This is a genomic window from Micromonospora hortensis (genome assembly GCF_022230935.1).
Lineage (GTDB): Bacteria > Actinomycetota > Actinomycetes > Mycobacteriales > Micromonosporaceae > Micromonospora > Micromonospora hortensis.
Window position 1 is genome coordinate 34,887 of record NZ_JAKKFE010000009.1, and the last position, 26,990, is coordinate 61,876.

The window sequence follows — 26,990 nt, forward strand, 5'->3', positions numbered from 1 at the left end:
CGGGAGACTGATATCCACAGATGCGCATGCGTCACCGCGCATCTGTGGTCGGCGACTGGCCGACCACCTCGCTCCCACGAGGAGGTCCCGTGCCACAACCGGAGTGGTCACCCCCGATGAGCCGGCCTCGACGCCGGCTCATCGCCATCCTGGCGACGACGGCGACGGTCGCCGCGCTGCTCCCCACCGGCGTGAGCACCGCGGCCCCCACCGGCGGCGCGGCGTCCGCCGAGCGCCGGTCCGGGCCGTTCGCCGAGGGCCACGCGCCCGCCGACGCCGACAACCGCACCGGTACGGCGGCACCCGACGCCCGCCAACGCGGCCTGGCCCGCGCCGTCGACCCCGACGTCCGGTGGAACCGGCTCGGCACCCCGCAGGCGCTCGGCCCCGGCCGTACCCCGCTGGCCAGCGGGCTGCCCGCCGACCCGGAGGCCGCCGCCCGCGCCTACCTGGCCGCCAACCACCACCTGTTCGGCATGGACGCCGCCACGGTGGCCAGCATGGAACGGGTGCTGGTCCGGCCGATCGGCAGCGGCACAGTGGTCACCCTCCGGCAACGCTTCGGCGACCTGCCCGCCGGGCCGGACGGCCTCGTCACCCTCGCGGTCGCCGACGGCGCGGTGCTGTCGGTCAGCTCCTCGCTGGCCCGCAACACCGGCACGCCGGCGCCGGCCACCCGCACCGCCGAGCAGGCCTACGCCGCCGCGCTCGCCGACGCCAAACTGACCGCCGACGCGGTGGCCAGCCACACCATCCGGTCGGTGGCCGTGCCCACTCCGCTGGACGGGCCACGGGCCGCCTACGAGGTGACCATGATCGGCGCGGACACCGAGCACCCGGCCGCGTTCACCAGCTACGTGGATGGCAGCACCGGGCAGGTGCTGGTCCGCGAGGACCTCGTCGACTTCGACTCCGACAACCCGAGCTGGGCGGTCTTCCCGGCCACCCCGCCCCGCGACCTCGGCCCCGGGCAGGACCCCCGGGTGCGCTGGTGCGGCGACCCGACCCCCGGCTGCCAGGCCGCCTTCCGCGACCCGGCCACCGGCCAACCGTGGGACGTCGACGCGGCCACCGGCACGCCGACCTTCACCTCGCGCGGCAACTCGGCCAACACCGTGTTGTCCTGGGGTGCCGGCACCCCGGTCGTGCCGGCGCCCACCAGCCCGGAACGCCACTATGAGTACCCCTTCACCGACCAGTGGCACCAGGCCCGGTGCAACCCGGGGGTGTTCACCTCCGCACAGCGCAACGACGCGGACGCGTCGATCGCCAACCTCTTCGCCATGCACAACCGGATGCACGACTGGTCGTACCAGCTGGGCTTCACCGAGTCGGCGTGGAACCTCCAGGCGGTCAACCTCACCCCGTCCGGCCTGGGCGGTGACGCCGAGCAGGGCCGCGCCCAGCAGGGCGCGCTGACCGGCAACCGGAACAACGCCAACCAGGGCACTCCGCGCGACGGGCTGCCGCCGACCACCAACATGTACCTCTGGCAGCCGCAGGCCGGCGGGCCGTACCCGCCGTGCGTGGACGGCGACTACGACATGACGGTGATCGGTCACGAGTACACCCACGCGATCACCAACCGGATGATCGCCGGCCCGGACAGCGGGATCAGCGGCCACCAGGGCGGGGCGATGGGTGAGTCCTGGGGCGACCTGCTCGCCGCCGAGTACCTCTTCCAGCACGGACTGCGCGCGCCCGGTGAGACGCCCTTCATCACCGGCGGCTACGTCACCGGCAACCTGGTCAGCGGCATCCGCAACTACGACCTGAGCCGCAGCCCGCTCAACTACTCCGACATCGGCTACAACACCGCCGGCCCGGCCGTGCACGCCGACGGGGAGATCTGGGGCGCCACCAACTTCCGGGTCCGCTCCGCCCTGGTGAAGCGGTACGGCCTCGGCACCCCGCAACGGCAGCTCGACTGCGCGTCGGGCACTGTCGCGGCAGATCAGTGCCCGGGAAACCGGCGCTGGTCCCAGCTGGTCTTCGACTCTTTCCTGCTCCAGGCCGCCAGCCAGGTCAGCATGCTCGACATGCGCGACAACATGCTCACCGCCGACCTGCTCCGCTTCGGCGGCGCGAACCAGGACCTGATCTGGGCCGAGTTCGCGCGCTCCGGCATGGGCCGGGACGCCGCCACCAACGGTGCCGGCGACACCGACCCGACGCCGAGTTTCGCCTCACCGAGCGGCGGCAACGCGACGCTCACCCTGCGCCCGCGCGGGGACAGCGCCGAAGCGCCGATCCGGTTGTACGTGGGGGCGTACGAGGCACGGGCCGTGCCGGTGGCCGACACCGATCCGGCGACGCCGATCCCGGACACCGTGGAGATGGTGGCCGGCACGTACGACCTGCTCGCCGTGGCCCCCGGGTTCGGGCACCAGCGGCTCAGCGTGGTGGCCAAGTCCGGTCAGGACGGATACGTCGACCTGCGGTTGAGCCGCAACCTCGCCTCCGCCGCGTCCGGCGCCACAGTCACCGGCGACGGTGTCAACCTGGACCGGGTCGTCGACGACACCGAGGCGACGAACTGGGCGTCCCTGGACGGGGTCGCCGGCCGGCAGCTCACGGTGGCGCTGCCGGGCGACGCCCCGCGGACGGTCAAGCGGGTGAACGTCAGCGCGATGCTGCGCCCGGCGATCACCGGCGACCCCGACACCGGCGCCCAGAACGCGCTCACTGCCCTGCGCTCGTTCGCGGTGTCCGCCTGCAACGCGACGACCACCGACTGCGCGGATGCGACGCGCTGGCAGCGGATCTACACCAGTGCGGGGGAGGCGTTCCCCGGCGGGGCGTACCGGGCGTACAGCCGCGACATCAACCTCCGGACGTTCGCGGTACCCACCACCCTCGCCACCCACCTGCGCCTCGAGGTGCTGGCGAGCCAGTGCACCGGAGGCCCGCACTACGCGGGAGAGCAGGACGACGACCCGGCCACGACGACGGACTGCGCGACCGCCAGCCCGGCCCGGAGCCAGGTCAGGATCGCCGAGTTCCAGGCGTTCTCGAAGTGACACAGTGGGGCCGGCGGGTGTCCGCCGGCCCCACTGCCCTCGATCAGCGGTGCGCTCGGCGCCAGGGATCGGCGGCGGCCGGGCGCTCCCAGCGCCGGTCCACCGGGGGGTCGTCGGCCTCGTCGGTGTCCCCGGCCACGGCCCGGGTCAGGTGCCGCAGCCGCAGCAACAGCCCCACCCCGAGGAAGAGCAGCAGCCCGCCGAGCAGGAAGGCGAGCTGCACCACGCCGAACGCGCCGGACTGCGCGACCGGGCGGTTGGCAGCCGGTGGCGCGGCGTCGGCCTGCTGCTCCGCGACCGTCTCCTCCGTCGCCGTACTCTCGCCCTCGGCCGGAGCGCTAGCGGATTCGGTGGGCTCCGGCGGGGTCGACGTCGGCTTCGGCTTGCTGGTCGGGGCGCCGCCCACCCCCACCACCGAGCGGGTGGCGGTCTGCCGGGCCAGCAGGCGAAGGTTGGCGTCGTACGCCTCGGCCGCGAGGGTGACCCGCCCCTGGGTGACGTCCTCGGCGAAGGCCACCCGGTAGCGGGCCGTGACAGTGCGGCCGGGGCAGAGCGTTCCCGGGTCGAGCTGCCGGTCGGTCAACCGGGCCACGTCACCCTCGGTACGGATCTCCAGCGGAAAGTCGCCGTTCTCCTCCACCCGATCCATCTTCACCTGGTCGAGCCGGAGGCCGCCCTGCACGGTGAGCACCATCGACCAGCGCACCTTCGCGCACCTGGCACGCCGATCCGTCTGGGAGACCACAGCGGAGATCGTCCGCACCTGCTCACCGGCGGTGAACCGACCCGGCAGGCCGCTCATCTCGGTGGTGAAGGCCGCCTGTGCCGGGGCGGCCACCGCCAGCTCCACCCCGCTCAGACAGGCCAGCACCACCCCTGCCCTCAGCGCATACCGCCACACCGTCACCACCGCCGTCCGCCGTTCGGTCGCCTCCACCCCGCAACGCTAGAAGCGGGGCACCGCGCCGACCAGACGGGTGTGTTCGCACCGGACGGCAAGGACGGGGTGGGTTTTCACCGCCCGTGGTGAACCGGTCACCGCTCCCCCGCGACACGCCGGGAGTCGGGCCGCTGGGAGAATCACACCGTGTCCGAGCTCTCCAGCACGTTCGTCCGGCTGCACGCCCGGCTGGCCCCGGTCCCCTTCGTTCCCGAGGTGCTGCTGCACCAGGCGGACGAGCCGATCGGCCTGTGGGAGCTGACCGAGGGCGAGTTCTCCACCGACCGGCCGCCGCCGTTCTGGGCGTTCGCCTGGGCCGGTGGGCAAGCCCTCGCCCGTCACGTCACCGACCACCCGGAGCTGGTAGCCGGCCGGCGGGTGCTCGACCTCGCCTCCGGCTCCGGCCTGGTGGCCATCGCCGCCGCCCGCGCCGGCGCGGCGTCCGTGCGGGCCGTCGAGGTGGACGAACTGGCGGTGGCGGCTGTCGCCCTCAACGCCGAGGCCAACGGGGTACGCGTCGACGCCGAGTTCGGCGACATCCTCGACGGCGACGCCGGGGACGCCGAGGTGGTGCTCGCCGGGGACGTCTTCTACAGCGAGGCGATGGCCCGCCGGGTCCTGCGGTTCCTGTTGCGCGCCGCCCGGGCCGGCGCGCCGGCGCTGGTCGGTGACCCCGGCCGGGCGTTCCTGCCCCGGGACCGCTTCGACGAGGTGGCCGGGTACGACGTGCCGGTGCCGGAGGCGCTGGAGAGTGTGCGGGTGAAGCGCACCACCGTCTGGCGGCTGCGAGCCGGGCTGCCGGGGGCCTCCGGCTAGCGTGTCCGGGTGCTGTTCCGCAGCTGGGCGCAGGTGGCCGACCCCGCATGGCCGGACGTGGCCCGGGTGCCGGACCACGTCGGCGGCACCCACCTGGTCGTGACCCGGCACGCGCTGGTCCGCCAGGTCCTCGCCGACCCGGTCACCTACCGGCCGGACAACGCGCTGGACGCGGTGACACCGATGCCGGTGACCGCGCTGCGGGTGCTCGCCGGGCACCGGTTCCGGTTGCCGCCGACCCTGGCGAACAACTCGGGCGTCAGCCATCCGCAGATCCGGGCGATCGTCGCGGAGGCGTTGCACCCGGCCCGGGTGGCCGCGCAGCGGCAGTGGCTCACCGCACTGGTCCGCGACCGGGTCACCCGGATCGGCGCCGCGCTCGACGCCGGCGAACCGGTCGACCTGTACGCGGACCTCGCCGCCGACCTGCCGCTGCTGGTGCTGGCCCGGCTTGTCGAGTTGCCGGACGCGCCGGTCGGCGCGGTCAAGGAGTTCGCCCGCGCCGCGCTGGAGTTGTTCTGGGCACCCCTGGACGCCGACCGGCAGGTGGCGCTCGCCGCCGAGGTCGGCCGGTTCCACCGGGTACTGCGGGACTTCGCGGCCACCGGTGGCGGTCTGGCCGCTGAGTTGCGCGCGGCCGGGCACCCGCCGGACGTGGTGGTCGGCGCGCTCTTCTTCCTGTTGGTCGCCGGGCAGGAGACCACCTCGCAGTTCCTCACCCTGCTCCTGCACCGGCTGGCCGGCGAGCCAGTGGTCCGGGCCGGCCTGCGTAGCGGCGAGGTAGCGGTGGCCGACGTGGTGGAGGAGGGGTTGCGGCTGGAACCACCGATCGTCACCTGGCGGCGGGTGGCGACGACGGAGAGCACGCTGGGCGGCACACGGGTGCCGGCGGGCAGCAGTCTCGTGCTGTGGCTGGGCCGCGCCGGTCGGGACCCGGCGGTGGTGGAGTCGCCCGACGAGTTCCGTCCGGGTCAGCGTGGATCGCGCCGGCACCTGGCGTTCGGGGCGGGGGCGCACCGCTGCGTCGGGGACGTGCTGGCCCGAATGGAGGCGGCCGTGGTGGTGGCCGAGGCCGCGCCGCTGCTGGACGGGGTGACGGTGCTCCGTCCGCCCTGGTGCCCGGACAATCTCACCTTCCGGATGCCGGACGCGTTCGTGGTCCGCCGCTCCCCCGGGGTCACCGGATCCTGACATCCGCTCGGTATGTTTCCGGGCGTGTCAGCCATCCCCACCCGTCGGATCCCTGCCGTCGTAACGCTTCTGGCCCTGCTGGCGTTGACTGCCTGCACAGTCGGTCCCAGCCACCCGGCGCACGCTCGGCAGGTCACGGCGGCCCAGCCGACTCCGTCCGCCTCGGCACCCACCCCCTCGGCCTCGCCGTCCCCGACCGCGAAACCCGCGTTCAAGAGCCTGGCCTGGTACGTGTCCCAGGTGCCGACGTTTCCCGAGGCCCCGCAGCCGCAACCGGTGGCGCTGCCCACTACCGGTTCGGCGGCGTTCTGGCACCGACTGCCGACCGACCAGAAGGTCGCCTTCATCACCATCGACGACGGTGGGCTGGCCCGCCCGCCGGGGGTGATCGACTTCATCTGGGAGGCGCGTATCCCGGTGACGATGTTCCTCAACTCGCCGGCGGCGGCGGAGCACACCGACTACTTCCGGCAGATCGAGGCGGTGGGCGGGGTCGTGGAGAACCACACCATCTCGCACAACTCGCTGGCCGGCCGGTCGTACGACTACCAGAAGCAGGAGATCTGCGGCGCCGCCGACAAGCTGGAGGGGCTGTTCGGCAAACGGCCCACCCTGTTCCGGCCACCGTTCGGCGAGCATGACAGCACCACGCTGAAGGCCGCGCACGACTGCGGCGCGAAGGCGGTCTTCCACTGGACCGAAACCGTCCACGAGGGGAAGGTGCGCTACCAGACCCCGGAAAAGGTGGTCCAACCCGGCGATGTGCTACTGATGCACTTTCGCCCGGCGCTGATGGACGACCTCCTCGCGGCACTGAAGGCGATTCACCGGGCCGGGCTCACCCCGGCACTGCTGGAGCAGTACGTACGGTGATCGGCCCGTCGCCGACCTGACGAAAGTCAGGGGCGGGTGGTGCCGTTCGGGCGCGGCGGGGCGCCCGGCCGCTCGCCTAGCGTCAGCACATGATCACATTACGTGGGTTGACGAAACGGTTCGGCCCGACAGTCGCTGTCGACGCGTTGACAGTCGACATCGCGCCCGGCCGGGTCACCGGCTTCCTCGGCCCCAACGGCGCCGGCAAGTCCACCACCATGCGCATGATCCTCGGGCTGGACCGTCCCACCGCCGGGCAGGCTCTGGTGGGCGGGCGCGCGTACCGGGAGCTGCGCCGACCGCTGCACGAGGTGGGCGCGCTGCTCGACGCCCGGGCCATCCACCCGGCCCGGTCCGGCCGGGCGCACCTGCGTGCCATGGCGCACAGCAACGGCATCCCGGCCCGCCGGGTCGACGAGGTGCTGGACACCGTCGGGCTGGACGGACGGGCCGCCGGCAAGCCCGGCCGGGCCCTCTCCCTCGGCATGGGTCAACGACTCGGCATCGCCGGGGCGCTGCTCGGCGACCCGCCGGTGCTGATGTTCGACGAGCCGGTGAACGGCCTCGACCCGGACGGGGTGCGCTGGGTGCGGCAGCTGACGCGCTCACTGGCCGACGAGGGGCGGACGGTCTTCGTCTCCAGCCACCTGATGAGCGAGATGCAGCTCACCGCCGACCAGCTCGTGGTGATCGGCCGGGGACGACTGCTCGCCGACTCGCCGATCGGCGAGGTGATCGCCCGCAGCACGGTAGCGGTCCGGGTCCGCAGCCCGTACCCGGACGGGCTGGCCGCGCTCGCCGCGCGCCTCACCGCCGCCGGGGCGAGCGTCGAGAGCGCCGACCGCGACGCGCTGACCGTCACCGGCGCCACCGCCGACCAGGTCGGCGACCTGGCACACGAACTGGGGGTACGCCTGCACGAGCTGAGCGCGCAAGCCGCGTCGCTGGAGCAGGCGTTCATGGAGTTGACCGCCGACAGCGTCGAGTACGCCGGCGGTCCGACCGAGGGTGGGCAACGATGAGCACGCAGACCGACGCGGGCACCCGCCCCGCCAGCACGCCGGCCGCCGGAGCGTCCGCCACCTTCCGGGGGGCTGTCGCCGCCGAGTGGACCAAGCTCTCCTCGGTGCGGAGCACCTGGTGGACGGCACTGGCCGGGCTGCTGGTGATGTTCGCGAGCGCCGGCCAACTGGCCATCTACGTCGCCAACGACAACACGAACGACGACCCGACCGACGACCGGGGGATCGTCACCGTCGGCAGCGTGCTGATCGACTCGGTCGAGCTGACCCAGTACGTGGTGCTGGCGCTGGGCCTGCTGGCGATCACCGCCGAGTTCACCAGTGGCACCATCCGCACGACGTTGCAGTGCACCCCGTCGCGCGGTCGGGTGCTGCTGGCCAAGGCCGCGGTCGCCGGTGCGGTCACCTTCGCGCTCGGGCTGGTGCTCGGCGGCGTCGGCGCCCTGGTCGCCCGACCGGTGCTCGGCGAGTGGGGCAGCGCCCCCGCCGCCGACACGATCGGCGACATCGTGGCGGTGGCGACCTACCTGGCGCTGATCGGCGTGCTCGCCCTGGGTCTCGGCGCCGCGCTGCGCAGCGCGGTGCTCACGCTCACAGTGCTTCTCGCCACCCTGATGATCGTGCCGCTGTCCCTCCAGGAGCCGGACATCGACGTGTTGAACCGCATCGCCGACGTGTTCCCCGGTGTGGCCGGCGGGCACTTCCTGGCCGGCGACACCGAGCCGTACCCGCCAGTGGTCGGGCTGCTCCTGCTCGCCGGATGGGCGGGCGCCGCGCTGCTGCTGGGCCGGGCCGCCCTGCGCCGCCGCGACGCGTAGGGCCGGCGAGCTGGGCGGGGGCCGACCGGTCCCCGCTCAGCCGTCGACCAGCCCCGCCTCGTACGCCAGGATCGCCGCCTGCACCCGGTTGCGTACGTCCAGCCGGGTGAAGATGCTTGTCAGGTAGCTCTTCACCGTGCCCTCCACGAGGTGCAGCCGGCGGGCGATCTCGGCGTTGGAGAGGCCCGCCCCGACCAGGGCCAGCACCTCCCGTTCCCGCTCGGTCAGCCCGGCGGCACGTTCCCGGGCGGCGGGTCGGCGGGCCAGCCGGTCGGCCCCCAGCTCGATCACCCGGCGGGCCACCCTCGGCGAGAGGTACGCCCCGCCGTCGGCGACGGCGTGCACACCGGCGATCAACTCACGCGGGTCGCCGGCCTTGAGCAGGAACCCGCTGGCACCGTGCCCGAGCGCCCGGGCCACGTGGTCGTCCTCGCCGAACGTGGTCAGCATGATCGTCGCGGTGTCCGGCACGACCCGGCGGATCTCGGCGGCGGCGGCCAGCCCGTCCAGCCGCGGCATCCGGATGTCCAGCAGCGCGACCCTGGGTCGGTGGGCACGGACCAGCTCCACCGCCGCGTGCCCGTCGCCGGCCTCGGCGACCACCTCGATGCCGGGATCACTGGCGAGGATGGCCCGGACACCGGCCCGGATCATCGCCTCGTCGTCGGCCAGCACCACCCGGATCGGCGGTGCCCCGGTCGTGTCGGTGTCCACTACGCGATCCACTCCTTGCTGACCAGTCGGCCGTCGGTGAAGCAGAGCCGCCAGGTCGGTGCGGCGAGGGGGAAGTTGCCGTCGGTGTAGTACTCGCAGCCGGCCCGGTCGAGAGGTGTCGGGCGTTCCAACTGCCGCCGGGGCAGCCCGACCAGCTCGGACCGGGCCGCGCCGACGCGCATCTGGTCGAAGGTGGCCCGGTCCAGCACCGTCCCGGCGGTCGCCACCGGGTAGTAGACGAACGAGAGCACCAGGGCGAAACCGACCGGGGCGACGAGCGCCACCAGCAGGCTGCGCCGAACCCGCCGCCGGGCGTCGTGCAGCCGCCGCTCGGCGTCCACCGGCCGCTCCGCCGGACCCTGTCGCGCGTCGGACCAGGACGTCGGCCCGGCCTCGACCACCGACCCGATCGCCTCGGGCGGCGGTGCGGTGGCCGGCAACACCGCCCGTACCACGAACCCGCCGTCGGCCCGGTGGCCGGCGTCGAGCGTCCCGCCGGCGAGGCGGACCCGCTCGGCGAGGGCCAGCAGCCCACTGCCCTGCGACGGCGGAGCGGGCAGCGGCCCGGCCGGCGGAGCGTCGTTGACGACTGTCACCTCGACCCGGTCACCGTCGCGGGTGAGGCGCACGTCGACCGGGGCGCCCGGGGCGTACCGGGCCGCGTTGGTCAGCGCCTCCCGGACGATCCGGTGCGCCGCGTGACCGGTCATCGCCGGTAGGTCCGCGACCGCCGGGGCGGCGTCCAGCCGTACCGCCATGCCGGCCTCCCGGGCCCCGTCGACCAGGTCCGCCACGGTCTCCCCGCTCGGACGCAGCGACGCGCCAGCCTCCTCGCGGAGCACCCCGATGATCTCGTGCAGTCGCTCGGTGGCGGCGGAGACGCTGGCCCGCAACTCCCCCGCCGCGGCCCGGTGCCTGTCGTCCAGGTCGGCGGCGACCTCCAGGGCGGCGGCGCGCAACGCGATCAGGCTGAGGTCGTGACCGAGCGAGTCGTGCATCTCCCCGGCGATCCGGGCCCGCTCCCGCAGCCGGATCCGCTCGGCGGCACCCCGCTGCTCGCGGGTCAGCGCGTCGACGTGCCGGCGACCGGCGTCGGTCAACTCCTGCTGCTGGCGCCGGTACCGGCCGACCAACCAGGGGAACACGGCGGCGAAGAGCAGCACCGAGGCGAGCAGGAACCAGGTGGCCGCGCCGGCGCCGAGCAACCCCAGGTTGAGCGCCGTGCCACCGGCCGTGATCAGCACGAAGACCATGATCGCCGGTCCCACGGTGGCGCTGCGCCGCCCGGCGAGATAGCTGAAGACCGGAATGGCGAACACGAAGTTGCCATCGACCAACGACCCGAGCACCGCCAGCACCAGGGCGACCAACGGCTGACGTCGACTCGCCGCCACCGCCACACCGAGCAGCAGCAGCTTGCCGACCAACAACGGCAACGTGTACCGCGTATAGGGCGGGCTGGCCTCGGCGTAGCCGACCGGGGCGGCCACCACCGCAAAGAGCAGCACGTCCAGCAGCAGGTGACGCCGCCGGTGCAGCCAAGCCGACGGCGGGGAGTCGAGGATCCGCACGGCGGTCAGGCTACCCACGCCCGACCTGCGCGGACACCGACGAAAGTCAGGTGTTCAGCCGCTCTCCTCGGCCCAGACCCGCCAGTCGTCCAGCACCCCGTGCAGGGCCGGGGTGAGCCAACCCGGCGCGGAACGCCGGAACACCCCCGGATCCATCGCGCCAGCGCCGTCGGGCAACGCGCCGAGCAGGTTCGGCACCAGATCGGTGAGGTTCGTCCAGTGCACCAGCTCCGGCCGGGCCGGCCAGGCGCCGATCACCACACCGGCCGGCACCGCCCTACGGTCCAGCGCCTCCAGAGTCAACGCCGTGTGGTTGAGCGTGCCCAACCCGGCGCGGGCGACCACCACCGCTGGCGCGCCGAGCGACACCGCCAGGTCGGCCATCGTCCACGGCTCCCCCGACGGTCGCAGCCCCATCGGAACCAGCAACCCGCCCGCGCCCTCGATCAGCACGAGGTCGTGCTTGTCGGCCTCCGCGCGGACGGCGTCCACCGCCGCGTACAACTCCAGCGGCGGCAGGTCGGCGACCCGCGCGGCGGCCAACGGGGCGAGCGGATCCGGGTAGCTGGCCAGGGTCCGACCGGTCAGCGGCGCAGCCAGCCGGTTGACAGCGTCCACGTCGCCGGGCTCACCGCCCGCCGTACCGGTCTGACCCGGTTTGACCACCGCCACCCGCAGCCCGGCGGCCTGCGCGGCGGCCGCGATCGCCGCGGTCACCACAGTCTTGCCGACCTCGGTGTCCGTCCCGGTGACCAGCACCGACCCCGCCCACCCGGTCATAGCGGCACCTCGGTTCGCGACTGCGGGGCTCGCAAACCCGGCTCACTCCTCGCGCTCACGGCGCAGAGTCCACTATGACGTCCAGCGCCCGCTCGAACGCCGCCCGGGTCACCCCCGCGCTCACAGTGAGGCGCAGGCGGGACCGGCTGTCCGGGGTGGACGGTGGCCGGAAACAGCCCACCGAGACGCCCCGGTCCCGGCAGTCCGCGGCCCACGCGGTCGCCGCCTCCGGCCCCGGGGCGGTCACCGAGATCACCGCCGCGTCCGGGGCGGAGACGGTCAGCCCGGCCGCGCGCAGTCGACCGACCGCCAGTCCCACCCGGTCGGAGAGTTCGGCGCGCAGGTCGTCGCCGGCCTGGGCGAGCCGCAGCGCCGCGTGCACACCGGCGGCGACCGCCGGCGGCAGTGCCGTGTCGAAGATGAACGTGCGACCGGTCTCGACCAGATGCCTGACGAACTCGGCCGGGCCGGCGACGACGCCACCCGCGCCACCGAGCGCCTTGGACAGGGTGGCGGTGACCACCACGTCCGGCTCGCCGGCCAGCCCGACGGCCGCCACCGCGCCCGCGCCGGCCGGGCCGGTCAGGCCCAGCGCGTGCGCGTCGTCGACCAGCAGCAGCGCGCCGTGACGGCGGGCCACCGCGTGCAACCGAGCCAGTGGGGCGAGATCACCGTCGACCGAGAAGACCGACTCGGTCACCACCACCGCCGGGCGGCCGGGAGCGGCCGCGAGCGCGGCGGCCACCGCGTCGACGTCGGCGTGCGGCGTGACCACCGTCTCCGCACCGGAGATGCGGCAGCCGTCGATCAGCGACGCGTGGTTGTGCGCGTCGGAGACGAGCAGCGTCCGAGGTTGGACGAGCGCCCGCAGCGCGCCGAGGTTGGCCAGGTAGCCGGAGGAGAAGACCAGGGCGCCGTCAGTGCCCAGCCACCGGGCCAGATCGTCCTCCAGCAGCCGGTGCGCGTCGGTGGAGCCGCGAACCAGTCGCGAGCCGGTAGCCCCCAGCCCGTACGCCGACAGAGCCGTCGTGGCTGCGGCGACGACGTCCGGGTGGGTGGCCAGGCCGAGGTAGTCGTTGCCGGCCAGATCGGTCATCTGATCGTCGGCCGGACGCGGATGCAGTCGCCGGGTGAGCCCGGCCTTCGCCCGCAGCTCCGCGCGGCGGTCGAGCGCCGCCAGCCAGTCCGCCACCGTCACCCTCCCCCGCTGTGCGTGCCGGTCAGCCCGACACCCGCCGGGCGAAATTACCACCCGCCGCCACCAGCCCGACGATTCCACTCGGTGCGAGGTGCCGACCGGGCCGCCAGGTCATTCCGGCTGATCGAGGGCTCTCGCACAGGCCTAGTAGGGTACGAGCCATGCCAGAGATCCTCGACCAGGCCCGGACCCAGGTCCTGGGTGACGGTGTCGGCCTCGATCAGGCCGGCATCCTCGCCGTGCTGAACCTGCCCGACGAGCACCTGCCCGCCGCCCTCCAGCTCGCTCACGACGTGCGGATGCGCTGGTGCGGCCCGGAGGTCGAGGTCGAGGGAATCGTCTCGCTCAAGACCGGCGGGTGCCCGGAAGACTGCCACTTCTGCTCGCAGTCGGGCCTGTTCACCTCGCCCGTGCGCTCGGTCTGGCTGGACATCCCGTCGCTGGTCGAGGCGGCGAAGCAGACCGCAGCGACCGGGGCGACCGAGTTCTGCATCGTCGCCGCGGTCCGCGGTCCGGACGCCCGGCTGATGAAGCAGATGCGCGAGGGCGTCGCCGCCATCAAGGCGGCTGTCGACATCCAGGTCGCCGCGTCGCTGGGCATGCTCAGCAAGGAGCAGGTCGACGACCTGGTCGACATGGGTGTGCACCGCTACAACCACAATCTGGAGACCTGCAAGTCGTACTTCCCCAACGTGGTCACCACGCACTCGTGGGAGGAGCGCTGGGAGACGCTGCGGATGGTGCGCGACTCCGGCATGGAGGTGTGCTGCGGCGGCATCCTCGGCCTCGGTGAGACCATCGAGCAGCGGGCCGAGTTCGCCGCGCAGCTCGCCGAGCTGAACCCGCACGAGGTGCCGCTCAACTTCCTCAACCCGCGTCCCGGCACCCCGCTGGGTGACCGTCCGGTGGTGGAGGGCAAGGACGCGCTGCGGGCCATCGCCGCGTTCCGGCTGGCCATGCCGCGCACCATCCTGCGGTACGCCGGTGGTCGCGAGATCACCCTCGGCGACCTCGGCACCCGTGACGGTCTGCTCGGCGGCATCAACGCGGTGATCGTCGGCAACTACCTGACCACGTTGGGTCGACCGGCGACGGCCGACCTGGAGCTGCTGGACGAGCTGAAGATGCCGGTCAAGGCGCTCTCCGCCACGCTGTGACGACAATGACGACGACGGAGCTGTGGTGCGACCGGTGCGGTGAGTCGACGACGGCCACCGCCCACCCGGCCTGCGCGTCGGCCCGCCAGTTGGAGCCGCCCCGGTTCTGCCCCCGCTGCCGTCGCCGGATGAAGGTGCAGGTGCTGCCGGTGGGCTGGGCGGCAATCTGCGTCGAACACGGCGAGATCCGGGGCTGAGCCGGTGCTGCGAGGGCGGGCGGTGACCCTACGACCGGCGACGGCCGCTGATGTGCCGGCCCTCGCCGCGATCCGGGCCGACCCTGAGGTACGACGGTGGTGGCGGGGCGGCGACGACCTGGCCGACTCCGTGCGCGCCGACCTCGCCGACGACGACCTGCACGTGTACGCGATCGAGCACGACGGTCGGGTGATCGGCGCGATCCAGTGGTACGCCGAGGCGGACCCGGACTACCGGCACGCCAGCCTGGACGTCTTCCTCGACCCGGCGGAGCGCGGCGCGGGTCTCGGCGGTGACGCCATCCGCACCCTGGCCCGACACCTGATCGACGAGTACGGTCACCACCGCTTCACCATCGACCCGGCCGCAGCGAACAGCGCCGCCATCCGGGCGTACGCGAAGGTCGGTTTCCGTCCGGTGGGGGTGCTGCGCCGCTACGAGCGCGGCGCGGACGGCCGCTGGCACGACGGCCTGTTGATGGACCTGCTCGCCGACGACCTGGTGGAGTGACTCAGCCGTCCCACAGCAGGTGGCCGTCGGGCAGTCGGCGGGCGCCCCCGGCCGGCCGGTGCGGGCTGAGGCGGCCGTCCGGCATCAGGTGCGCCACGGGAACTCCGCCGCCCAGCGTCGCGACGTCGGCGATCAACCGCCGGTGGCAGCGCCACCAGACGCTCTCGCTGCACATGATCGCGGTGGTCCGACGATCCGCAGCGGCGAGCACCTCGGCGAGCGCGTCGTCGAACTCGGCCGTCCGCGTGTGGGCGGCGTACGCCCGGAACGCCGCGACCGTCCACCAGGTGTCCGGCTCCGGCTCCCCGGCGGGGACGTGCCGTCGTCCACCGAGCCGCGGCTCCCAGCGGTAGTCGACGCCCCACTCGGGCAGCCACAGTTCGAGTTCCTCACGGCGGACATCCGGGTTGGTGCGACTGGCCGGGTATCGCCGGACGTCCACCACCTGGGCGATCCCGGCCCCGGCCAGCAACTCTCCCAGCCGGCCCCGATCGGCGGCGCCATGCCCGACGGTCAGCAACTCCCGCACGATCGTGAGGTGCCCGAAATCCCGCCAACCTATCCACCCGGGTTGCGCCGGCGCGGGCCGGGCCCCGGGATGCAGCCCGATACTGCTCCATTTGCGGCATTTATCCCATAACAGTCACATCGGGCTTATCGTGCCTGAGGTGAGAGTGGAGACGAGGGGACCAGACACTAGCGCCGGCCCGATCCTCGCGGGCCGGTTCCGTGGCGACATCGAGGGGCTGCGAGGGCTGGCGCTGGTGCTGGTGCTGGTCGGGCATGCGGGCATCTCCGCGCTCCCCGCCGCGTTCGTCGCCGTTGACGTCTTCTTCGTGATCTCCGGGTTCCTGATCACCGGACTCCTCGTCGACGAGATCCGCCGGACCGGCGGAATCCGCATCGTCGACTTCTACGCCCGACGTGCCAAGCGGTTGCTGCCGGCAGCCACCGTCGTCCTCGTGGCGAGCCTCCTGCTCACCTACCTCTTCCTGCCCCCGATCCGGTGGTCCGAGACTGCCCGGGACGCCCTGGCCAGCGCCGTCTACGCGATGAACTGGCGTCTGGTGGAGCAGTCGACCGACTATCTGCGCTCCGAGGAGGCCCCCAGCATCCTCCAGCACTTCTGGTCGCTCGCCGTGGAGGAACAGTTCTACCTGGTGTGGCCGCTGCTCCTGCTCGTCGTCGCCCTCCAGGTTTCGCGCCGCACGTCCCGGCACGCCGACGCGCGGCGTCCGATCCCGGGCGGTCGGCCGGCCCGACACCGCAGACCGTTCCTCGGCGACCGGATGTCCCAGTGGCTGCTCGCCGCCTTCGCCCTGGTCGGCATCCCGTCGCTGGTCTGGTCGATCCACCTGAGCCAGACCGAACCCGCGCGGGCGTACCTCGTCACCACCACCCGGATGTGGGAACTGGCGTTGGGCGGCGGTCTGGCGATCCTGGGTGGACACCTGTCCCGGCTGCCGCGTCCCGCCGCGATAACGCTCGGCTGGGCCGGTATGGCCACTGTCGGCCTCGCCGCGACGCTGATCCGACCGGAGACCGCGGCCTACCCGGGATATCTGGCGTTGCTGCCCACCCTCGGCGCGGTCGCGATCATCGCGGCCGGGCCCGGCGCCGGACGATACGGACCGGCTTTCCTGCTCAACAGGCGGCCGACGCGCGCGGTCGGTGCCGTGTCGTACTCGTGGTATCTGTGGCACTGGCCGCTGCTGGTGGTGGCCGAAGCCCGGTGGGGGCCGCTGGGAACCACTGCCGGCCTCGCGATGATCCTCTGTTCGGCCGTCCCGGCGGTGCTGACCTACCACCTGGTGGAGAATCCGTTCCGGTACGCGCAGTTCTCCAAGGCCCGCGTGCTGCGCATGGGACTGGCAGCCACCAGCGTCACCGTCCTCACCGGAATCGGGTTGCAACTGGCGGTCCGGCCACCGGTCTCGGCCCAGGCACCACTCGCCGGTGCCGCCCCGCCGGGCGCGTCCTCCGGAGGCGAGCGGGCAGCGGCACCGGTGGACCGGTTCGCCCGCATCACACCCGATCCGCTTGAGGCCCGCGACGACCTGCCCGACGTCTACCGGGACGACTGCGTCACGCAGGCGCAGGAGGCAAGCCTGCGCAGCTGTACCTACGGCGACAGTGACTCGGCGGTCGAGGTGGCGCTGGCCGGCGACTCCCACGCGGCGCACTGGGTGCCGGCCCTACAGGTCATCGCCGCGGAGCGCGGCTGGCGGCTGGTCACCTACATCAAGACGACCTGTTCCTTCCTGACCGCGCCGATCAGCATCGCCGGACGGCCGGATCCCAGCTGCACGGAATGGAACCGCAATCTCCGCACCGCGCTCACCGGCGAGCGGCGGCCTCGGCTGCTCATCGTCTCCAGCGTGACCCAGATTCCGCTGGTGGACGGCAGCCCGCCACCACCGGGCCCGGCGACGACGGACGCGCAGACGACCGCGCTGTCGGAGACGTGGTCGGAAATGACCAGGGCCGGCCTGCCGCTGGTGGTCATCCGGGATACCCCGTCGTTCACGGTGGACATCGCCGAGTGCGTCTCGGCGAATCGCGAGCGGCTCACCGCCTGCGCGCAGCCCCGGGAGCGCGCGCTCACCTGGGGCATACCGCAGGAGCGCGCCGCGACGGCGGTGCCCGGCGTGCGCCTGGCCGACCTCAACGACGCCATCTGCCCCACCGAACCATGCCCCGCGGTGATCGACGGGCTGCTCGTCTACCGGGACGCGCATCACCTGACCGCCACGTACGCCCGCAGCCTCGCCCCGCGGCTGCACGACCGGTTGCGTCAACTCGTGCCACAACACCTGCCGTAGGCAAGCATCACCGCAGCTCGTGGACAGTCACCGTTCCGCGCGGAACGGCAACCGTCCACGATCTCGTCGCGGTACCGGTCAGGCGATGGCGCACTGGGTGTTGTTGACGGTGAAGGCTGTCGGTTTCGGGTTGGCGCCGCTGTACGTGCCGTTGAAGCCGAAGCTCACCGACGCGCCCGGGGCGATGGTGCCGTTGTAGGACAGGTTCGTGGCGGTGACCGCCGCGCCGCTCTGGCTGATCGTCGCCGACCAGCCCTGACCGACGCTCTGCCCACCAGGGAAGCTGAACCGTAGGGCCCAGCCGTTGATCGCTGTGGTGCCGGTGTTGGTGATCGACACGTTGGCGGTGAAGCCGCTGCCCCAGTCGGTGGTGGCGTACCCCACCGTGCAGGTGCCGCCGACCGGCGGTGCCGCGGTGGTCACCGCGACCGGCGTGGACGCCGCGGAGGCGTTGCCCGCCGCGTCCATGGCCACCACGTAGAACTGGTAGGCCGTCGAGGCGGTCAACCCGGACACCGCCTGGGTGGTGCCGGTCGGCGAGCCGACCAGCGCGTCGGTGGCGCCAGCCTCACGGTAGACCCGGTAACCGGTGACGCCCACGTTGTCGGTGGACGGGGTCCAGGCCAGTGTGAGCCCGGTGGCGGTGACGGCCGAGGCCACCGGCGTGCCGGGGGTGCTCGGCGCTGTGGTGTCGGCGGTGCCGGCCGGTGGCGTGGTCACGCTGAGCTTCGGCGAGGCGGCCGACTCGTTGCCCGCGCCGTCGCGCGCCACGATGGTGTACTCGAACGTCCGCTCCGGTAGCAGGGTGGTGATGGTGATCGAGTTCTCGGTGACCCGTCGGGTCGCCACCACGTCGTTACCGACCATGAACTCGCGGACGTCGTACCCGGCGAGGCCGCTGCCGCCGCTGTCGGTGGACGGCGCCCAGGTCAGGGTGACGGTGCGGGGGCCGAGGTTCGACGCCACCGGGGTACCCGGCACGGTCGGCTTCGTGGTGTCCGGTACGACCGGGCCCGGCTCCTCACCCCAGACGCGGGTGGCGCCGGAGTAGAGCGGCACCTTCCGGTTGGGCCCGGCGGTGGCCTGGTACGACGGGTCGTTGGTCGGGTCCCAGGTGCCGCCCTCGGGCACGCCGATCTTGAACTGGACCTCCATCCGGTGCTGCGACTGGCCCGCCGGGGCGATGGTGTGCCCGGCGCAGTCCACCTCGACGTACCAGATGTCGCCGCTGAACTGCTTGGCGGTGGTCGGCGACGGGCAGCCCTGGGTGTAGCCGGCGGTGACCTGTACCGGGCCGGTGCCGTCGGGCCGGAAGTAGTACCGGAACCGGCCGTCGGTCAGCGCGCGGGCCGGGAACGCGGACTTGTTGTAGACCATCACCTTGAGCCCGGTGGCCCGAGGTTCGGCCTGCGTCACAGTGGTCTCCACTGTCAGCTCGTCGATGTCCGGCGTCTCGGCGACCGGGAAGTTCGCCAGTGGCGTGCCGCCGTACTCGGAGGTCAGCCGAACCAGCGCGGACGTGAAGCCGGCGTTGTAGTCGGTGGCCACCTCGTTCATCACGTAGTCCGAGCGGCTGTCGCTGTACGCGTCGTTGGCCGAGGACGGGCCGCCGACCAGCGCGCCGTAGAGGGTGTGCCGGGTCTCCACCGGCACGGTCTGGCTGTCCCACCAGGAGCCGTGCGCGGTGCGGTGGTGCGGGTTCTTCGGAGAGTTGGCGCCGAACCCGATGACGTAGCTGGAGTTGCGCGGGTTGTCGCCGAGCGCGTAGTTGATCTGCCGGACGGCGAAGTCGTGGTAGCGCGCCTTGCGGGTGGTGTCGGTGGTCTTGTCGCTGTAGACCAGCGCGGCGAAGGAGGTGTTCGCGGCGTAGCGCAGCGCGCCCCAGGAGTCGAGCACCGCCATTCCACCGGGTGAATACGGAACCCGCTGCCCGTTCACCCCGACGGTCCAGTAGTCCAGCCACCGGTTGGCGTCGTCGACGTACTTCTGCTTGCCGGTCAGGTTGGCCAGCAGCACGTACGCGCCGAACTGCTTGTTGTCCCAGGCGATGGTCCACTTGTAGGAGCGGGTGGTGGACTGGTTCTCGGTGCCGAGCTTGTCGTACTCACTCTCGGCCTTGGTCAGGTAGCTGGCCTCGCCGGTGGCCCGGTGCAGCCAGATCGCGGCCCAGACCAGCTCGTCCTGCCAGCCGCTCCACGAGCGGTAGAAGCTCGTGGCGTCGGTGATGCACTCGTGGTAGGCCTTCCGCACCGTGTCGGCGAAGGTGTAGAGCTGCCGGGCGTGCCCGAGCAGCTTGTCCGCGTAGGCGGCGTCGGTGGGCCGGAACACCATCGAGGACGCGGCCATCGCGGCCGCCGTCTCCCCCGCCAGGTCCGCGCCGCCGCAGGTCGCATCGATCTTGTACGCGGGCCGCGCCATCGGCATCACCTCGGCCGGACCCCACCACTTGTGGTCGTCGTCGCCCTTGCCGACCTGTCCGTAGAGGACGTTTGCCGACGGGTGCGCCTTGATGAAGTAGTCGTTGACGAAACGCAGGTTGTTGAGCAGGTGCGGCAGTTGCCCGGACGAGGTGTAGCCGCTGCGGTACTCGACGGCGCCCCAGGCGAGCATCGTGGCGCTGAACGCCATCGGAAAGCCGAACTTGACGTGGTCGCCGGCGTCGTACCAGCCGCCGGTGAGGTCCACGCCCGCGCTGGCGCCGTCGGTGAGCGCGCTGTCGCCGCGCCAGGAGACCCGGTTCCAGTCGGGCAACGGGCCGGACTGCTGCGCCTCGTAGAAGAGCAGCGACTTCTGCAACGCCTCGGCGTAGTTGTAGGTGGCCGCAGGCGCGGCCGAGGCAGGCCCGGACGGTGGCGCGGTCACCGCGAGGGACGCGCCGGTGAGCAACGCGACGCCGAGGGCCAGCAGCCGCCGCGGCCAGGGCTGGTCGGCGGCCGGCGACCGGCCGGGCTGGCCGCTGAACGGCCGGGTCAGGTGGCGCATGGCGGACTCCTGTCGGAGGCGCCGCCGGCGGTCGCACCGACGCGGGACGGCGTACGGGCGGCACGGCCACCGGCGACAGCGGGGTGGCGGTGTGACCACGGGTCATGGAAGCGCTCCCATGGATAACCGACAATGTAATGGGCGGGTCGGCGGTTGGGAAGCCCGCCGATCGGGGTGGACACGCGCCGCGCCGCTCCCGTACTAGCGAGTAACATTGCGGAGCATCTCACACCATCGACACAGGTCGATCCACGTTCGACGTTTGCGCACGTCACGACGGAAGCCTCCGGAAAGATCCTCGCGCCATTCGAGCGCTTCGGAGGCCAGCCAGACAAACGTACTGTTGCTGACCCACTACGAAGCGCGAGACAGTACCGCTCACCAGCGGTGCCGTCGACGCCGCCGCTCCCTGGTCAACCCTGAGGAGAAGCGATGGCACGACGACTCGCCGACGACACCGCCTGGACCGACATCCTGGCCCGCGCGGTGGCCACCACCCCGGAGGCGTTCGGCGCCGAGGTAGACGGCGTCACCACACTGCACAACCTGGTCGAGGGCGAATGGCGAGCTGTCGGCCAGCCAGCCCCGGTCCGCACCCCGGTGGACAACACCATCCTCATCAACCTGCCCCGGGTCGACGCGGCCACCGCGCGCGCCGCTGTGGCCCACGCCGCCGACGCGCACCGGGCCTGGGCCCAGACCCCGCTGGCCGACCGCAAGGCCCGGGTCGACGCGGCAGTGGACTCGCTCACCGCCCACCGCGACCTGCTCGCCCTGCTGCTGGTGTGGGAGATCGGCAAGCCGTGGCGGCTGGCCTGCGCCGACGTGGACCGGGCGCTCGACGGTGTCCGCTGGTACGCGGGCGAGATCGACCGGATGCTCGCCGACGGCCGGGAGCCGCTGCCCGGCCCGGTCAGCAACATCGCGTCGTGGAACTACCCGATGAGCGTGCTGGTGCACGCCGAACTGGTGCAGCTCCTGGCCGGCAACGCGGTCATCGCCAAGACCCCCTCCCAGGGCGGCGCGGTGTGCCTGACCGTCGCGCACGCGCTGATGCACCGGGCCGGCCTGCCCGCCACGCTCGTCTCCGGCAGCGGCGGGGAACTGTCCGAGGTGCTGGTCCGAGCGCCCGAGATCGGCGCGGTGGCGTTCGTCGGCGGCCGGTCCAACGGCGGCAAGGTGGCCGCCGCGCTGCTCGACAGCGACAAGCGGCACTTCATCGAACAGGAGGGTCTCAACGCCTGGGGCATCTGGAACTTCTCCCAGTGGGACCTGCTCGCCACGCACCTCAGGAAGGGCTTCGAGTACGGCAAGCAGCGCTGCACCGCTTACCCCCGGTTCGTGGTGCAGCGCGACCTGGTCGACGAGTTCCTCGACATGTATCTGCCGGTCGTCCGCTCGGTCCGCTTCGGTCACCCGCTCGCCGTCGGCGACGACTGGGCCGCCGGTGACCCGCTGCCCGAGCTGGACTTCGGGCCGCTGATCAGCGCCGCCAAGGCCGACGAGCTACGCCGCACCGTCGACGAGGCGGTCCGCGGCGGCGCGATCCCACTACACCGGGGCAAGCTCTCCGGCGCGCCGTTCCTTCCCGGGCAGGACACCTCGGCGTACGTGGCGCCGTCGGTGCTGCTCGCCCCGCCCGGACGGTCCCGACTGATGCACGCCGAGCCGTTCGGGCCGGTCGACACGATCGTCGTGGTGGACACCACCGACGAGCTGCTGGCCGCCATGAACGCCTCCAACGGCGCGCTGGTGGCCTCGCTGGCCTGCGACGACACCGACGAGGCCGGCAAGCTCGCCGTGGACCTCCAGGCGTTCAAGGTGGGCATCAACAAACCGCGCTCACGCGGCGACCGGGACGAACCGTTCGGCGGCCGGGGGGCCTCCTGGAAGGGCGCGTTCGTCGGCGGTGACCTGCTGGTGCAGGCCGTCACCGTCCGCGGGAACAGCCGGCTCTACGGCAACTTCCCCGACTACAACAGCTACCCCACCACCTGACAGTCGCATCGGAAGAGGCCCCCTTGTGGACGTTCGCCGCGCACAAGGGGCCCCCGTCGGGCCCTAGACGCCAGGCGTGGAGAACACGTCCTCTCGGTCCGCCCTGAGGGCGACAGCGAGCGGGACGGTGAGGGTGAGCAGCCCGCCGTCGCGCTCCACCGCAGCGGGCCGGCCCAGCCGGTGCAGCGTCCGCAGCATCGGGTCGTTGGTGGCCTGCACGTGCAGCACCAGCGCCGCGTACCCGGACCGGTCGGCGTGCTGGACCACCCGGCGCAGCAACGCCGAGCCGAGCCCACGCCGCTGCCAGTCGTCCCGCACCAGCAGCGCCACCTCGGCCTCGTCGCCCTCGCCGAGCAGGTTCGCCATGGCGACCACCGACTCGGCGGTGCCGTCGGAACCGGTGGTGCTGGCGATCAGCGTCAGCCCTCGGCTCGGCTCCAGCAGTCGACGCACGCGGGCCGGCTGCGGCAGCGACGCCCCGCCCAGGTAACGCCGCTGCCGGCTGCGCGGTGAGCACGCCTCGTGCAGCTCCACCACGCCGGACAGATCGTGGGCGCTGGCCGGCCGGACGGCCACCTCGGCGCCGTCGGGCAGCACCAGTGTGACCTGTTCGGCGGCCCGGCGCGCCACTGTGGCGGCCAGTTCGACAAGGGCCTGCGCCCGCGCGTACTCCGCCGGGGTGAAGTCGGGCGCGACCCGGCGCAGCGCGAACGAACCGCCCGCCGGGTCGGCCAACAGCATGGTGGCGCCGGTGATCCCCCGTTCGCCGCCGACCGTCGCCGGCCGCCAACTGACGACGTCGGCGGCGAGCAGGGTGCGCAACGCCTCGCCCGTCGCGTCCGGGTCACGCACCAACCGGTTGGCCAGCCCGAGCACCCGGGTGGGCTGGTCGGCCAGACCACGCGCCTCGCTGCGCGCCACCCAGCAGTCCCGGCCCCGACCACGCTCGACCGCGGCGATCAGCTCGGCCTCGTCGAGCGCGTCCGGCGCGTCGACCAGGAAATCGTCCACCGCGCCCTGCTCGGTGGGCTGCACCTGCACGGTGAGGATGTTGACCCCACGCAGCGCCAGGCTCGCCGTGAGCACCGACAGGTAACCCGGTCGGTCGTCCACAGTCGCTCGGATCCGCCACAACGTCATGGTTGGCTCCCTTCCCCGGTAAGAGCCTCACCCCCGCCTGTTGCCGCCCGGTTGCCCGGCGGTGTCGGCCCGGGAACTCCTCGGGCCGCTCAGGGGCCGGCGACCACCGGCGGCGCACCGACGAGATCGAGTCGATCACCGAGGATCACCGCGCAGGCGCGGACGAGCTGGGTGAGCCGATCCACCTCGGTGCTGTGAAACGCCGCGGCGGAGAGGGTCTCGCTGCGTTCGCGCGCCACCACCAGCACCAGGCCCGCCCGGCCGAACGGCGCGATCGCGTGGTGCGTGCCGTCGGGCGTGGTCATCGACCGTCCCCGCAGCGGGGTCACCTCCGGCAACCGCGGGGGTACGGGGGCACGCCAGCTCGCGTGCCCCACAGTCGCCCCGCCGCCCCCGCTCCGCGAGGCCCAGTCGACCGGCACCATGGCGGCCACGGCCCAGTCGGCCGCCAACAACCCGGGCACCGCGTCGACCAGGGTGGCCAACCCATCGGCCGGGTTGGCCGCGACCTGGGCCAGCAGCTCCGCGTCCTGGCCGGTGGTGGTGGGCGCGCCGATCGCCCGCCACACGCCGTCCACCCGCACACCCGGTATCGCCGCCAGGCCAGCCAGCAGCCGCTCCACCCGCGCCGCACCCGGCCAGACGACAGTGAAGTCGTCCACCGCGCGCCCGCCGAGCCGTTCGAGGACCACCACCTGGACGATGTCCGCCCCGGAGACGCCCAAGGTACGGGCGACCTGACCGAGGGTGCCCGGACGGTCCGGCAGGGTGACCCGAACTCGCAGCAACATGTCTGTCCCTCCGCTCGGCGGGCCGGCAAAGATCGGCCGGCAGGCTGAACCCAGCCTGGTAGTTGACCATTTCGTCCCTGTTGCAGGGGCATGTCCCGAGCGGAAATTCCGACCTTGACAACGTGAGCGGGCTGCCATCAACTAGTCGGATGAGCGATCCGGCCGTCGACGCGTCACGGCCGGGGGCCGTTCCCGTCTCCCCGGCCGGGCTGGCCCTGGACCGTCTCGCCGATCATCTGGCAACGCACCGACCCGAGCTGGCCGTCGGGCCGCTGCGTGCCACGCTGATCGCGGGCGGCAAGTCCAACCTCACCTACCTGCTGCGCCTCGGCGACCGCGAGGTGGTGCTGCGCCGCCCACCGCTGGGCCACGTACTGGCGACAGCGCACGACATGGCGCGCGAGTTCCGGGTCATCTCGGCGCTGGCACCGACCGAGGTGCCGGTCCCGGGGGCGCTGCTGCTCTGCACCGACCCCGAGGTGATCGGCGCGCCGTTCTACCTCATGGAGCGGATGCCCGGCGAGGTGTTCCGCACCCGCGCGCAGACCGACCCGCTGGGCGACGAGCGCCGCCGGGCCCTCGCGATGGCGATGATGGACACGCTCGCCGCGCTGCACAGCGTCGACCCGTCCAGCGTCGGGTTGGCTGACTTCGGCCGCCCCGAGGGCTACCTCGCCCGGCAGGTCCGCCGCTGGGCCGGGCAGCTCGACCGCTCCCGCAGCCGCCCACTGCCCGGCATCGACGAGCTGCGTGATCTCCTCGCGACGACCGCCCCGGAGGGCGCGAACGCCGGCCGGATCGTGCACGGCGACTACCGACTGGACAACCTCCTCGCCTCGGCCGACCCGGTCACCGTGCACGCGGTGCTCGACTGGGAGATGGCCACCCTCGGCGACCCCCTCGCCGACCTGGGGCTGCTGCTGACGTACTGGGACGTGCTCGGTGGCAGCGAGACCGCCGCGGGCAACCCCGTCGCCGACGGGCTCGGCCCGCGCGCCGGCTTCCCCACCGGCAGCGAGCTGATCGACAGGTACGCCGGACGCAGCAGTGTCGACGTCGGGCCGTTGCACTGGCACGTGGCGCTGGGCTGTTTCAAGCTCGCTGTCATCTGCGAGGGCATCCACTACCGCCACACGCTCGGGCAGACGCTCGGCGAGGGCTTCGACCGGATCGGCGAGATGGTGGCACCGCTGGTCGCGCACGGGCTGACCGCCGCCAGGGAGCGGTGATGGACTTCTCATACGACAGCCGGACCGAGGAGCTGCGCGACGAGCTGACCCGGTTCCTGACCGAGCACGTCTACCCGGCCGAGGCCGTGCACGCCGAGCAGGTGGCCGTCGGGGACCCGTGGTCGCGTACCCCGGTGTTGGCCGAACTGAAGGCGGAGGCCCGCAAGCGCGGCCTGTGGAACCTCTTCCTGCCCGACCCGCGCTACGGCGCCGGCCTGACCAACCTCCAGTACGCCCCCCTGGCCGAGCTGACCGGGCGAAGCCCGCACCTCGCGCCGGAGGCGGTCAACTGCGCGGCACCGGACACCGGCAACATGGAGCTGCTGGCCGAGTTCGGCTCTGAGGCGCAGCAGAAGCGGTGGCTGATGCCGCTGCTGGAGGGTGAGATCCGCTCGGCGTTCTGCATGACCGAGCCGGAGGTCGCGTCCTCCGACGCCACGAACATCGCCACCCGGATCACCCGGGACGGCGACGAGTACGTGATCAACGGACGCAAGTGGTGGTCGTCCGGGGCCATGGACCCGCGCTGCGAGATCTTCATCGTGATGGGCAAGACCGACCCCAGCGCCGACCGGCACCGCCAGCAGAGCATGGTGCTGGTCCCCCGGGACACCCCCGGGGTGACAGTGCGCCGGGGCATGACCGTCTTCGGCTACACCGACGGTTCACACGGCGGGCACGCCGAGATCGACTTCACTGACGTCCGGGTGCCCGCGGAGAACCTGATCGGCGCCGAGGGCACCGGCTTCGCCATCGCCCAGGCCCGGCTGGGGCCGGGCCGGATCCACCACTGCATGCGATTGATCGGAATGGCTGAGCGGGCATTGGAGCTGCTCTGCAGGCGGGCGCTAGGGCGGATCGCGTTCGGCCGACCGCTGGCCGAGCAGGGCGTGGTCCGGGAGTGGATCGCCGAGTCCCGGGTCCGCATCGAGCAGGCCCGGCTGCTGGTGCTCAAGACGGCCTGGCTGATGGACACCGTCGGCAACAGGGGCGCGCACACCGAGATCCAGGCCATCAAGATCGGCACGCCGGCGATGGCGGAATGGGTGATCGACAAGGCCATCCAGGCCTACGGCGGCGCCGGTGTCAGCCAGGACACGCCACTGGCCGCCCTCTGGGCGCAAACCCGTACCCTGCGCCTCGCCGACGGCCCCGACGAGGTGCACCGCAACTCCCTGGCCAAGCGCGAACTCCGCCGCTGGGCCCCCACCCCCGCCTGA

Annotated in this window: 22 protein-coding genes; 13 read left to right on the forward strand and 9 right to left on the reverse strand. The window is 72.8% G+C overall.

The window, feature by feature from the left end; genetic code table 11:
• Positions 1-89: 89 nt before the first annotated feature.
• Entirely contained in the window at positions 90-3,020 is a 2,931-nt protein-coding gene (locus tag NIE111_RS05140) for a M36 family metallopeptidase (RefSeq protein WP_308193630.1), read from the forward strand.
• A 43-nt stretch (positions 3,021-3,063) separates the two neighbouring features.
• Here NIE111_RS05140 and NIE111_RS05145 read toward each other — a convergent pair whose 3' ends face one another.
• Positions 3,064-3,957, reverse strand: coding sequence for a hypothetical protein (locus NIE111_RS05145; RefSeq protein WP_238683275.1), 894 nt, complete (start codon positions 3,955-3,957; stop codon positions 3,064-3,066).
• 150 nt (positions 3,958-4,107) lie between these two features.
• On the opposite strand from NIE111_RS05145, the gene NIE111_RS05150 reads away from it, so the two are divergent.
• From NIE111_RS05150 to NIE111_RS05170, 5 genes are all read left to right on the forward strand, one after another.
• Positions 4,108-4,776, forward strand: a complete 669-nt coding sequence (locus NIE111_RS05150; protein WP_238683276.1) for a class I SAM-dependent methyltransferase — start codon at positions 4,108-4,110, stop codon at positions 4,774-4,776.
• Between the two features lie 9 nt (positions 4,777-4,785).
• Positions 4,786-5,967 carry a cytochrome P450 gene (locus NIE111_RS05155; RefSeq protein ID WP_238683277.1) on the forward strand — a complete coding sequence of 394 codons (1,182 nt, stop codon included), beginning with the start codon at positions 4,786-4,788 and terminating at the stop codon, positions 5,965-5,967.
• A 24-nt stretch (positions 5,968-5,991) separates the two neighbouring features.
• Entirely contained in the window at positions 5,992-6,840 is an 849-nt protein-coding gene (locus NIE111_RS05160; protein ID WP_238683278.1) for a polysaccharide deacetylase family protein, read from the forward strand.
• Positions 6,841-6,929: 89 nt separating this feature from the next.
• A complete protein-coding gene (locus NIE111_RS05165) occupies positions 6,930-7,862 on the forward strand; it encodes an ABC transporter ATP-binding protein (RefSeq protein WP_238683279.1) in 933 nt (310 codons plus the stop codon).
• Complete coding sequence (locus tag NIE111_RS05170) at positions 7,859-8,680, forward strand: ABC-2 transporter permease (RefSeq protein WP_238683280.1); 822 nt, start codon at positions 7,859-7,861, stop codon at positions 8,678-8,680. Before NIE111_RS05165 ends, NIE111_RS05170 begins: the two co-directional genes overlap by 4 nt.
• 36 nt (positions 8,681-8,716) lie before the next feature.
• On the opposite strand, the gene NIE111_RS05175 is transcribed toward NIE111_RS05170, so the two are convergent.
• The 4 genes from NIE111_RS05175 to NIE111_RS05190 are packed head-to-tail and all read right to left on the reverse strand — an operon-like array spanning position 8,717 to position 12,937.
• A complete protein-coding gene (locus NIE111_RS05175; protein ID WP_238683390.1) occupies positions 8,717-9,334 on the reverse strand; it encodes a response regulator in 618 nt (205 codons plus the stop codon).
• A 59-nt stretch (positions 9,335-9,393) separates the two neighbouring features.
• Positions 9,394-10,965 carry a sensor histidine kinase gene (locus NIE111_RS05180; RefSeq protein ID WP_238683281.1) on the reverse strand — a complete coding sequence of 524 codons (1,572 nt, stop codon included), beginning with the start codon at positions 10,963-10,965 and terminating at the stop codon, positions 9,394-9,396.
• Between the two features lie 54 nt (positions 10,966-11,019).
• A complete protein-coding gene (bioD, locus tag NIE111_RS05185; RefSeq protein WP_091400737.1) occupies positions 11,020-11,745 on the reverse strand; it encodes a dethiobiotin synthase in 726 nt (241 codons plus the stop codon).
• Between the two features lie 55 nt (positions 11,746-11,800).
• Complete coding sequence (locus NIE111_RS05190; protein ID WP_238683282.1) at positions 11,801-12,937, reverse strand: 8-amino-7-oxononanoate synthase; 1,137 nt, start codon at positions 12,935-12,937, stop codon at positions 11,801-11,803.
• Positions 12,938-13,104: 167 nt separating this feature from the next.
• Between NIE111_RS05190 and bioB the strand changes: the two genes are divergently transcribed.
• Genes bioB through NIE111_RS05205 form a run of 3 tightly spaced genes read left to right on the forward strand, consistent with a single transcriptional unit; the run spans position 13,105 to position 14,808 of the window.
• Positions 13,105-14,100, forward strand: coding sequence for a biotin synthase BioB (bioB, locus tag NIE111_RS05195; protein WP_238683283.1), 996 nt, complete (start codon positions 13,105-13,107; stop codon positions 14,098-14,100).
• A gap of 5 nt (positions 14,101-14,105) precedes the next feature.
• The gene (bsaP, locus tag NIE111_RS05200; protein WP_238683284.1) at positions 14,106-14,297 is read left to right on the forward strand and encodes a biotin synthase auxiliary protein BsaP; all 192 of its coding nucleotides are present in this window, start codon (positions 14,106-14,108) and stop codon (positions 14,295-14,297) included.
• A gap of 4 nt (positions 14,298-14,301) precedes the next feature.
• On the forward strand, positions 14,302-14,808 hold the full coding sequence (locus NIE111_RS05205; protein ID WP_238683285.1) for a GNAT family N-acetyltransferase: 507 nt from the start codon (positions 14,302-14,304) through the stop codon (positions 14,806-14,808).
• Between the two features lies 1 nt (position 14,809).
• Here the strand turns inward: NIE111_RS05205 and NIE111_RS05210 are convergent, their stop codons facing one another.
• Positions 14,810-15,337 (reverse strand): DUF488 domain-containing protein, encoded by a 528-nt coding sequence (locus NIE111_RS05210; RefSeq protein WP_238683286.1) that lies wholly within the window; start codon positions 15,335-15,337, stop codon positions 14,810-14,812.
• Between the two features lie 139 nt (positions 15,338-15,476).
• Here NIE111_RS05210 and NIE111_RS05215 point away from each other — a divergent pair, with 139 nt between their 5' ends.
• Positions 15,477-17,630 carry an acyltransferase family protein gene (locus NIE111_RS05215; RefSeq protein ID WP_238683287.1) on the forward strand — a complete coding sequence of 718 codons (2,154 nt, stop codon included), beginning with the start codon at positions 15,477-15,479 and terminating at the stop codon, positions 17,628-17,630.
• A gap of 78 nt (positions 17,631-17,708) precedes the next feature.
• Here NIE111_RS05215 and NIE111_RS05220 read toward each other — a convergent pair whose 3' ends face one another.
• A complete protein-coding gene (locus NIE111_RS05220; RefSeq protein WP_238683288.1) occupies positions 17,709-20,612 on the reverse strand; it encodes a glycoside hydrolase family 9 protein in 2,904 nt (967 codons plus the stop codon).
• Between the two features lie 432 nt (positions 20,613-21,044).
• On the opposite strand from NIE111_RS05220, the gene NIE111_RS05225 reads away from it, so the two are divergent.
• Complete coding sequence (locus tag NIE111_RS05225; protein WP_238683289.1) at positions 21,045-22,610, forward strand: aldehyde dehydrogenase family protein; 1,566 nt, start codon at positions 21,045-21,047, stop codon at positions 22,608-22,610.
• 63 nt (positions 22,611-22,673) lie between these two features.
• Here NIE111_RS05225 and NIE111_RS05230 read toward each other — a convergent pair whose 3' ends face one another.
• Together NIE111_RS05230 and NIE111_RS05235 are read right to left on the reverse strand one after the other, a co-directional pair.
• Positions 22,674-23,750: a GNAT family N-acetyltransferase gene (locus NIE111_RS05230; protein ID WP_238683290.1), complete on the reverse strand. Its 1,077-nt coding sequence runs from the start codon at positions 23,748-23,750 to the stop codon at positions 22,674-22,676.
• An 89-nt stretch (positions 23,751-23,839) separates the two neighbouring features.
• Positions 23,840-24,541, reverse strand: a complete 702-nt coding sequence (locus tag NIE111_RS05235; RefSeq protein WP_238683291.1) for an ACT domain-containing protein — start codon at positions 24,539-24,541, stop codon at positions 23,840-23,842.
• Between the two features lie 149 nt (positions 24,542-24,690).
• Here NIE111_RS05235 and NIE111_RS05240 point away from each other — a divergent pair, with 149 nt between their 5' ends.
• On the forward strand, positions 24,691-25,770 hold the full coding sequence (locus NIE111_RS05240) for a phosphotransferase family protein (RefSeq protein ID WP_238683292.1): 1,080 nt from the start codon (positions 24,691-24,693) through the stop codon (positions 25,768-25,770).
• On the forward strand, positions 25,770-26,990 hold the full coding sequence (locus NIE111_RS05245) for an acyl-CoA dehydrogenase family protein (protein WP_238683293.1): 1,221 nt from the start codon (positions 25,770-25,772) through the stop codon (positions 26,988-26,990). The genes NIE111_RS05240 and NIE111_RS05245 overlap by 1 nt, the downstream gene beginning before the upstream one ends.